Annotated in this window: 7 protein-coding genes, 1 rRNA gene and 1 pseudogene; 6 read left to right on the top strand and 3 right to left on the bottom strand. The window is 41.8% G+C overall.

The window, feature by feature from the left end:
• Positions 1-281: 281 nt before the first annotated feature.
• The 6 genes from FTU82_RS14925 to FTU82_RS14900 all read left to right on the top strand — a co-directional run bounded on the left by FTU82_RS14925 (position 282) and on the right by FTU82_RS14900 (position 6,249).
• Entirely contained in the window at positions 282-590 is a 309-nt protein-coding gene (locus tag FTU82_RS14925; RefSeq protein ID WP_005097049.1) for a hypothetical protein, read from the top strand.
• A gap of 160 nt (positions 591-750) precedes the next feature.
• Positions 751-2,124: an AarF/ABC1/UbiB kinase family protein gene (locus FTU82_RS14920; RefSeq protein ID WP_005097050.1), complete on the top strand. Its 1,374-nt coding sequence runs from the start codon at positions 751-753 to the stop codon at positions 2,122-2,124.
• Positions 2,125-2,363: 239 nt separating this feature from the next.
• Positions 2,364-3,659, top strand: coding sequence for an acyl-CoA dehydrogenase family protein (locus FTU82_RS14915; RefSeq protein WP_180101560.1), 1,296 nt, complete (start codon positions 2,364-2,366; stop codon positions 3,657-3,659).
• A 22-nt stretch (positions 3,660-3,681) separates the two neighbouring features.
• Entirely contained in the window at positions 3,682-4,881 is a 1,200-nt protein-coding gene (locus FTU82_RS14910; RefSeq protein ID WP_180085337.1) for an acyl-CoA dehydrogenase family protein, read from the top strand.
• Positions 4,882-4,970: 89 nt separating this feature from the next.
• On the top strand, positions 4,971-5,459 hold the full coding sequence (locus tag FTU82_RS14905) for a GNAT family N-acetyltransferase (RefSeq protein WP_180083600.1): 489 nt from the start codon (positions 4,971-4,973) through the stop codon (positions 5,457-5,459).
• A gap of 211 nt (positions 5,460-5,670) precedes the next feature.
• Positions 5,671-6,249, top strand: a complete 579-nt coding sequence (locus FTU82_RS14900) for a transglycosylase SLT domain-containing protein (RefSeq protein WP_180001429.1) — start codon at positions 5,671-5,673, stop codon at positions 6,247-6,249.
• Positions 6,250-6,461: 212 nt separating this feature from the next.
• Here FTU82_RS14900 and FTU82_RS14895 read toward each other — a convergent pair whose 3' ends face one another.
• The 3 genes and pseudogenes from FTU82_RS14895 to rrf form a co-directional block, all read right to left on the bottom strand.
• A complete protein-coding gene (locus tag FTU82_RS14895) occupies positions 6,462-7,412 on the bottom strand; it encodes an IS481 family transposase (RefSeq protein WP_180058079.1) in 951 nt (316 codons plus the stop codon).
• Between the two features lie 70 nt (positions 7,413-7,482).
• Positions 7,483-7,578, bottom strand: a pseudogene (locus FTU82_RS16445) (IS5/IS1182 family transposase); the annotation flags it as partial.
• 798 nt (positions 7,579-8,376) lie between these two features.
• A 5S ribosomal RNA gene (gene rrf / locus FTU82_RS14885) occupies positions 8,377-8,479 on the bottom strand; the annotation flags it as partial.

Genomic DNA, 8,479 nt, shown 5'->3' with positions numbered 1-8,479 from the left:
GTCATGAGAAAGCCCATATAAATGGGTAATGTACAAGTTGCTGTAGAAGCATGTTTAATTCGTCTGATCACAGATACTTTATAAAGTATTTTAATACTTTTTTGAATCCGTCAATGCGTAAGTCCTACAATCAATATTGTTTAAATTATCCATGAATATTAACGCAGTCCTTGCAATAATCCTATGTATTTCTCCGGCAGCAAATTAAACAGTTGTGCAATTGAAAACTGGCCTATCACCCACATATAATCCGAATTAAATCTTCAAACGAGCCCGGTCCTATGAGCTATAAGCACAATAATCTTATGGCGATGCGCCAAAATTACTGGAATGACCAGGTTTCCGGTCAGGTGCAGCAAGAAAAGGTATTTTTGCAGTCAACTTTAATCCAGCATGGTGTATTTAGCAGTGCGACACTGGACGATGCCAAATATCTGTTTTTTGGTTTGCCGAGTATTGTGATTGTAAAAGGCTATGCATTGGGTTTTATGCACGACAGTGTCCAGCACCTGATTCATCAACATATTCAAACAAATAAACAACAGTTACAACAACGATCTGAATTAAAAATCCAATTTCAAATGGCATAATGCCCTGTCTAAACTGATACAGGCTGGTGAATAAATGAAAGCTTGCCTAGCTTTTACTATGAATTCAGCGGCTTAAACTTTTTTAATACGTGCAGAAGCGCTAATATCCCCTACAATGATTTATTCTGCTTCATGCTGATGATGAAAGGATTGAGTTTACATGTCAGATCAGAACGATAAGCTTAAACAACTGAAAACCTCCTCTATGGATCGACGCTTATCGATCGCAAAGGCATCCTTGCTGGCAGGCACGCGTTGGGCGGCTTCCAGTGCAGGCTCCATATTTTCGAGTGAAGAAGAAAAAGAAAAGAAACGTAAAAAAGCCATGAAAGAGCAGGCGGATTATCTGGTTGCAGAAATTGGTAAGCTCAAAGGTTCAATTGTTAAAATCGGCCAGATGATGGCGCTGTATGGCGAACACTTTTTGCCAGAAGAAGTCACACAGGCTTTAAATACGCTCAACAACCAGACCGTGGCACTTGCTTGGCCAGCGATCAAGACACAATTACAGCAGCAGCTCGGTGCAAAGCTGAATGATCTCACCATTGATCATGAGCCTTTGGGCACTGCATCTTTAGCCCAAGTCCATCGCGCCACCCGCAAATCTGATGGCATGGAACTGGTCTTAAAAATTCAGTATCCCGGTGTGGCAGAAGCCATTGATTCAGATATGAGCCTGTTTAAAAACATGCTTAAACTGACGCGTCTGGTGCCGCAAACCCGCGAGTTCGACCAGTGGTTCGATGAAGTCCGTGAGATGATGCATCGTGAAGTCGACTATCAGATTGAAGCAGATACCACGCGGCGTTTTGCTGCACGTTTAAAAGACGATCCGCGCTATATCGTGCCGACGATTATTGATGAGTATTGCTCTGATCGCGTGCTGTGCATGACTTTCGAACGCGGTGTGCCGATCAATAGCCCAGTAATGTTGTCTCTGCCACAAGAACGACGCAACCAGTTGGGTGAAGCATCGTTAGAAATTGCCGTACGTGAAATTTTTGAATGGGGTGAAATGCAGACCGATCCGAACTTTGGGAATTATCTGGTTCGTCTGGGCAATGGCGAAGATATTCCTGACAAGATTGTCCTGCTCGACTTTGGTGCCATCCGTCAGTTTGACCAGCATCTGCTCAGCGTCGCGCGCAATCTGATTCAGGCCGGTTATCATCACGACTCAGACATGATGGTCAAAGCCATGACCGGTTATGAGTTTTTTGATTCAATTCCGCAAAGCATCAAGCCGGATATGGCCAAGGTCTTTTTACTGGCCACTGAGGCTTTTAGCTCACCGTTGAATAATCAGGAGCTACCAGCTAATGTGATGGATCAACATAATCGTTATGACTGGAAAAAAAGCCAATTGCATAGCCGTGTCATGCAACAGGCTTCAAGATCTATGGCTTCACGTTATTTCAGTGTTCCACCCAAGGAATTTATGTTTATTAGCCGTAAATTCATCGGTGCATATACCTTTATGACCGTGATTGATGCCAAAACCAATGTGCGTGCCATGATCAAAAATCACCTTTGATACCCCAATAGACGCTACATAGAAACCCGGATGATTTTGTCATCCGGGTCAATTTTTATTCAAAAATAATTTTCTCTCTTCTTGTTTTTAATTATATTTTCATAAACTTAGCTTACCATTTGTTAACTTTTAATAACTTAAAAATTGTCAATCATTCATGTCAGCGATGACATGGTTTTTTCTTGGCGTGCATGTCAGCATGAATAAAATAACGTGACAACACCCATAGGATAATCAAAATGAATAATATGGTGAACAAAGCTCAAGGATTTGGCTTGTCCATGCTGACCAAAATTGCGGGTAGTGAAATATTAGATCAATTAAAGCTGCGTAAATTTATAGAAAAATTCCTGTATCAAAGTTCCAAAGCAGGATTTAAAACCCTGAGTCAAACCCAGAAAATCCTGAAATCTGGCCAGAACATTCAAAAACAGCGTCTCCCCCCTCAATCCAAAGCACTGTTTGATCTAAACCTATCTGCAGAACAGCAACTGACCTGCGATGCGATGCAGAAATTTGCTCAAGAGGTACTTTATCCATTGGCGCATGCTGCCGATCAGCAGGAAATATTTCCGCATGAACTGTGGCAATATAACACCGATCTCGGCCTGAATTTCTATGCCTTGCCCGAAGCTTTAGGGGGTATCGCCTGCGAACAGAATATTGTCAGTAATATTTTAATTGCGCAACATTTGGCTCGGGGGGATTTCAGTTTGACTGCCGGTTTACTGTCTAGCTTTAGTGTGATCAATGCCATTACTCGCTGGGGTTCAGAGCAGATTCAGGTAAAATATCTTGGTGCTTTCGCAGAAAATCCAGAGCCGAAAGCAAGCTTCGCGGTACAGGAAGAAACCGCCGCATTTAATCCGTATCAATTAAAAACTCAAGCGATTGCTCATCAGGCGCATTATTTGATTAGCGGCGAAAAGACCTTGGTCATGCTCGGAGAAAATGCGGATCTTTATCTGGTCAGTGCCGATCTAGACGGAACACCTGAGGTCTTTGTGGTACAACGTGACCATAGCATTACTGCAAAAAAATCCCCTGCCATGGGTCTAAAAGCAATTGAAAGCATCACACTTCAATTTAAAAATACACCAGCGCAGCGTTTGGGTGATGATGATTTTGATTATCGTACTTTCGTTGATTTAGGCAATTTGATGTGGTGTGCCATGGCCGTCGGTACTTGTGAAGCCGTGAAAAAATACTGCATACAATATGCCAATGAACGGACTGCTTTCGGTGAACCTATTTCCCATCGTCAGAGTGTCGCTTTTATAATTGCCGATATGGCGATTGAAATTGATGCCATGCAGATGCTGATTTTCAATGCTGCCAGTCTGGCTGAATCCGGCCAACCTTTTCATCGTGAAGCTTATCTGGCACGTTTACTCTGCGCAGAAAAATCCATGAAAATCGGTACAGATGGTGTGCAGATTTTGGGTGGTCATGGCTTTACAAAAGAACACCCGGTCGAACGCTGGTATCGAGACCTCAGAGCCACTGCGATTGTTCATTCTGGCCTACATGCCTGATCGGAGAATAAAGAAAACTATCATGAATCTACAAAATCCAAAAAAATTCAGACTCCTGATTGATCAAGCGCACGAAGTTGCACTCAATGTACTCCGCCCTATTTCGCGTAAATATGATAAGGCTGAACACACTTATCCTAAAGAGCTGGATATGCTGGCCTCCATCGTAGATGGTATGAACCAAGGCAGTGAAGGTATGAATGCGGGCGCAGCAGTGAATAAACGGGGCGAGACCGACAGCAGCAATAAAAATGGTATTAATATGTCTACTGCCCTGAGTATTATTGAAATGTGCTATGGCGATACGGGTTTATTGCTGTCTATGCCACGTCAAGGTTTAGGAAATTCAGCCATTGCAGCGGTGGCAAATGAAGAACAGCGACAACATTTTCATGGGACTTGGGCAGCCATGGCGATTACCGAACCAGGTTTCGGCTCAGATTCCGCTGCAATTCGCACCACTGCGACCAAAGATGGTGATAACTATATTTTAAATGGTGAGAAGATTTTTGTGACCTCTGGGGAACGTGCCGATGCGGTCGTGGTCTGGGCAACATTAGATAAAAAACTGGGACGATCGGCAATTAAATCATTTGTGGTGACCAAAGGTACGCCTGGAATGAAGGTTGAACGACTGGAACATAAGTTAGGAATTAAAGCTTCGGATACTGCCACGATTCGCCTGATCAATTGTCGAGTACCTGCGGCAAACTTGCTCGGTCATGCAGAAATCGATGTTGCCAAGGGCTTTGCCGGTGTAATGGAAACCTTTGATAATACCCGGCCATTGGTCGCTGCCATGGCAATTGGCTGTGCCAAAGCCTCGCTGGAACGTATCAAGGAAATTTTTAAGGATCAACTGGATTCCAGTTATGTCACGCCCTATTTACAAAGCTCCAATATCGCTGCACAAATCTATCGCATGGAAGCAGAATGGGAAGCTGCGCGCTTGCTGATGCTCAAAGCGGCGTGGATGGCAGATAATCATAAACCGAATTCACGTGAAGCATCTATTGCAAAGGCCAAAGCTGGACGTATGGGTAATGAAATCACCTTAAAATGTGTAGAATTGGCAGCTGCGGTAGGCTATAACGAAACTGAACTGTTGGAAAAATGGGCACGTGATTCCAAGATTCTGGATATTTTTGAAGGTACCCAGCAGATTCAACAACTGATTATCGCCCGACGCGAACTGGGTAAATCTTCGAGTGAGCTAAAATAAAACTTTATCGAAGAAAAATTAAACGAAAAAGATGGCTTTTTTAAAGTTTTCGGACTATAAAAATTCCATCTTCTTTTATGTCATGTGCTATGTATTCTATTCGTCCCCTTCAGCCTCAAGATAATGCTCAAATTGCCAAGATTATTCGTAACGTTTCCATGGAGTTTGGTCTAGCAGCGGAGTCCGGTTTCGCTGTAGGTGATTCAATCCTGGATCACCTGTATAACGTATATCAACAGCCAAATTCTGCCTATTGGGTCATTGTTGATGAACAGGATCAGGTCTATGGCGGTGGTGGTATTGCTCCACTACAAGGTGACCACAATATTCTAGAAATACAGAAAATGTATTTTCTACCAGCCATTCGTAGATATGGCTTTGCAAAACAGATTTTGAATTTGGCCTTTGATTTTGCCCGACAACATAAATTTGAACGGATTTATATCGAGACTACCAAAAACCTTTGGCAAGCGGTGAAGCTGTACGAGAACTTAGGTTTTGAGCATCTGGATCGGCCTGAAGGCGACACTGGCCATAGTCAAGCCTGTGAAATCTGGATGCTTAAAAACCTAGCCTAATCGATGTCGATCCTCATCTTATCCATAACACCAAGAAAAGCCTTAAATAAATCTCTATTCCAATCAGCTTTTCTTTGATCACCTCTTCATAAATCATCCATGATTCAAGCAGATCTGCTTTGACTTTGTAAACAAATCATATAATTTCTTGACGATTTTTATACATCTTCCTAAGATCAGTTTAATTTTAAAAATACATGGAAGCTGAAAGTTGTTAGGCAAATTTTCTGTTAGAAAAAACTTATTATTACCAGTATTCAATAGCACAATTTTTAAAATTGGGCTGCTTGGTCTAAGTACCGTGTTTTTTAGTGCCTGTTCTTCTCTTGGCGGCAATTCTTTAGAAAAACGTTCTGCTCAACTGTCTAAAGGAATTCAGACAGCCTACGGTGTTCCAGCAACCACCGCAACTCGCGTTTCACCTTTGATTATTCAGAATGCAGAAAAAAATCGTCTGGATCCATTACTTGTAGCAGCCGTAATTCGTCAGGAGTCAACTTATCGTAGCCAAGTGGCTTCACATGCTGGAGCTGTTGGCCTCATGCAAATTATGCCAAGATATTGGCAAGCGACTTGTGGTGATGATTTATATAATGAAGCTATAAATATTTCATGTGGTAGCCATATTCTTTCTCGTTATCATGAATCCAGTGGCAGCTTAGAAAAAGCACTGGGCTATTATAATGTAGGTCCGACTGCCTATGAGAAAAACCGTAAAATGCGTAAGCAAGGCAAACGTTATGCACAACAAGTGAAACAGCATAAAAAAGATCTGAAGAATGTGATTTAATTTATCTTTAACATAATGCTTGAATCAGTTTAAAACTCCTAAAATTAAACTGATTCATCTTTTATCGGCTATATTGATTCTGCAAACGTTAAAATAATGCAAAACCCATCACATATTTGTTTTTTCATTTAATTTGGGAAAGATTAATATTTAATCAATCAACTTTATACCTATATAATAAATATCAACATATAAAATATAATTTTATATATCTAGTTGTTTAGTCCCGGCATTTGATGGATCGGATCAATCTTAAAAAGTTCAGGTTCATCTGTCCACTGTTTGCAGATGAATTCGTAGGGAGTCAGGCCCCTGAGTGTTTTGAGTCTGCGGCCGAAGTTGTATGCAGCAATAAAATCAGCAAGGTGAATGCATAGCTGAGTGTGATCGTCGTAATGGAACCGTTTGACAGTAGCTTCTTTAATCGTTCGGTTCATCCGCTCGACCTGTCCATTGGTCCATGGATGCTTGACCTTGGTAAGACGATGTTCAATGCCACATTCAGTACAAATCCGATCAAAGATGTGCTCAGAGGCGTAGCGATCACAGGTGCGGTTCGTGAACTGGATGCCGTTATCTGTTAGCACCGTATGGATTCTATAGGGCACAGCCTTAACCAGATTGCGCAGGAACTCCGCGGCTGCCATCTTACTGGCTTTAGTATGCAATTCAGTGAACGCGAACTTGGAAGTGCGATCAATGGCAACGAAGAGATAAAGCTTACCCTGTGCTGTTCGCATCTCAGCGATGTCGATATGAAAGTAACCAATGGGGTAGCTCTTGAAGCGCTTCCTGACAGGGCGATCACCTTGTACCTCAGGCAGTCGTGAAATACCATGCCGCTGCAAGCAGCGGTGTAACGACGAGCGTGTCAGATAAGGAATACTCGGCTGCAATGCATAAAGGCAATCGTCTAGCGGCAACAAAGTGCGTTTTCGAAAAGCAACAATTGCCGCCTCATCTTCAGGCGATAACACGCTTGAGCGAGGATTCTTTGGCCCGGTTGTAAGATCATCTACTGAAGTACGTTTCTTCCATTTTGCGACGGTCTTTTGATTGATGCCGTAACGCTTGGCTAGCGTTCTTAAGCTCTCTTGACTATTTTGTATTGCTCGACGCACTGCCTGTGTCGTTGTGGCGCTGCTGTGTAGAACTTGTCCCATAGTGCTTCCTTCCATTTATCTGAGAATATTGCACCATTAAAATCTGGGACTAAACAACTATGATCTGTCATCAATTAAGCCAAATTATTGTTAAGGCAAGATAAATTGCTGACAAAAAGTTTTGAACTAATTTATCATAACGTATGGTAATAATACGATACTGCTTGAGCTTGGCAAAAAAAGTTCCCGATCAAATATCGTGCTTTATAAAGATATCGGTTTATAATCACCTTGACTCATAGCGTTATTTTTAGAGGGTATCACGCCTTAAGCATTAATTTTATGGATTGGAACAATTATTCGATCTTTAGACTTTTAGGGGTTACCTATGGGCTAAGTTTGACTGAATAATAAGTCCAGCAATATATCAGCAACATTTAAATCATGAACTTGCCCAGCAACAGTAAGATAAAATTTTATTGGATTGCCTAAGACATCATTATGAGCACGCATTTTGGTGCTTAAGTTATCTTTCCTCCGTCCGATCGCCTGATTTCTTCCCCAGCGCTGTGTTGATGAGCACAATGGTGGAGTCGAACATGGCTATTCATTGTCACTGTCATGTGACAGCACTTCAAAGACTCTCTGCCACACACCTGCTTTAGGCCAACGACTAAAACGAATATCCACGACGCTGAAATCACCAAATGTTATGAAAAGACTCACTCGCTAATGAATATCTGAACGATACCGAACTGCTCTCAGCAAATAATCAGTTATCTTTATCAATTACTCTAACAATTTCTATTCTAATATCTAAATCATGCCAGTAACACCTAAGAAAGTTGTCACAGGATTTATTAAATAAAGACCTAGCACTTAGTCCTATTCTAACTATCTTAATAGCTAAACTTGAACATATCTCAATCATTTTTTGAAAAGCTTGAGATTTAAATAATAACTTGATTATTTTAAATACACAAAAAAACACCCCCTGCTCATGCAGGGGGTGTTTCGAATAATGAGCTGGCGATGACTTACTCTCACATGGGTAACCCCACACTACCATCAGCGCAAAGAGGTTTCACTTCTGAGTTCGGGAAGGGATCAGGTGGTTCACTCTTGCT

It is taken from the genome of Acinetobacter sp. YH12151 (assembly GCF_013418355.1).
Classification (GTDB): domain Bacteria; phylum Pseudomonadota; class Gammaproteobacteria; order Pseudomonadales; family Moraxellaceae; genus Acinetobacter; species Acinetobacter pseudolwoffii.
Note: the sequence above shows the minus strand (reverse complement) of the source record. Positions and strands in the feature narration are given on the sequence as shown.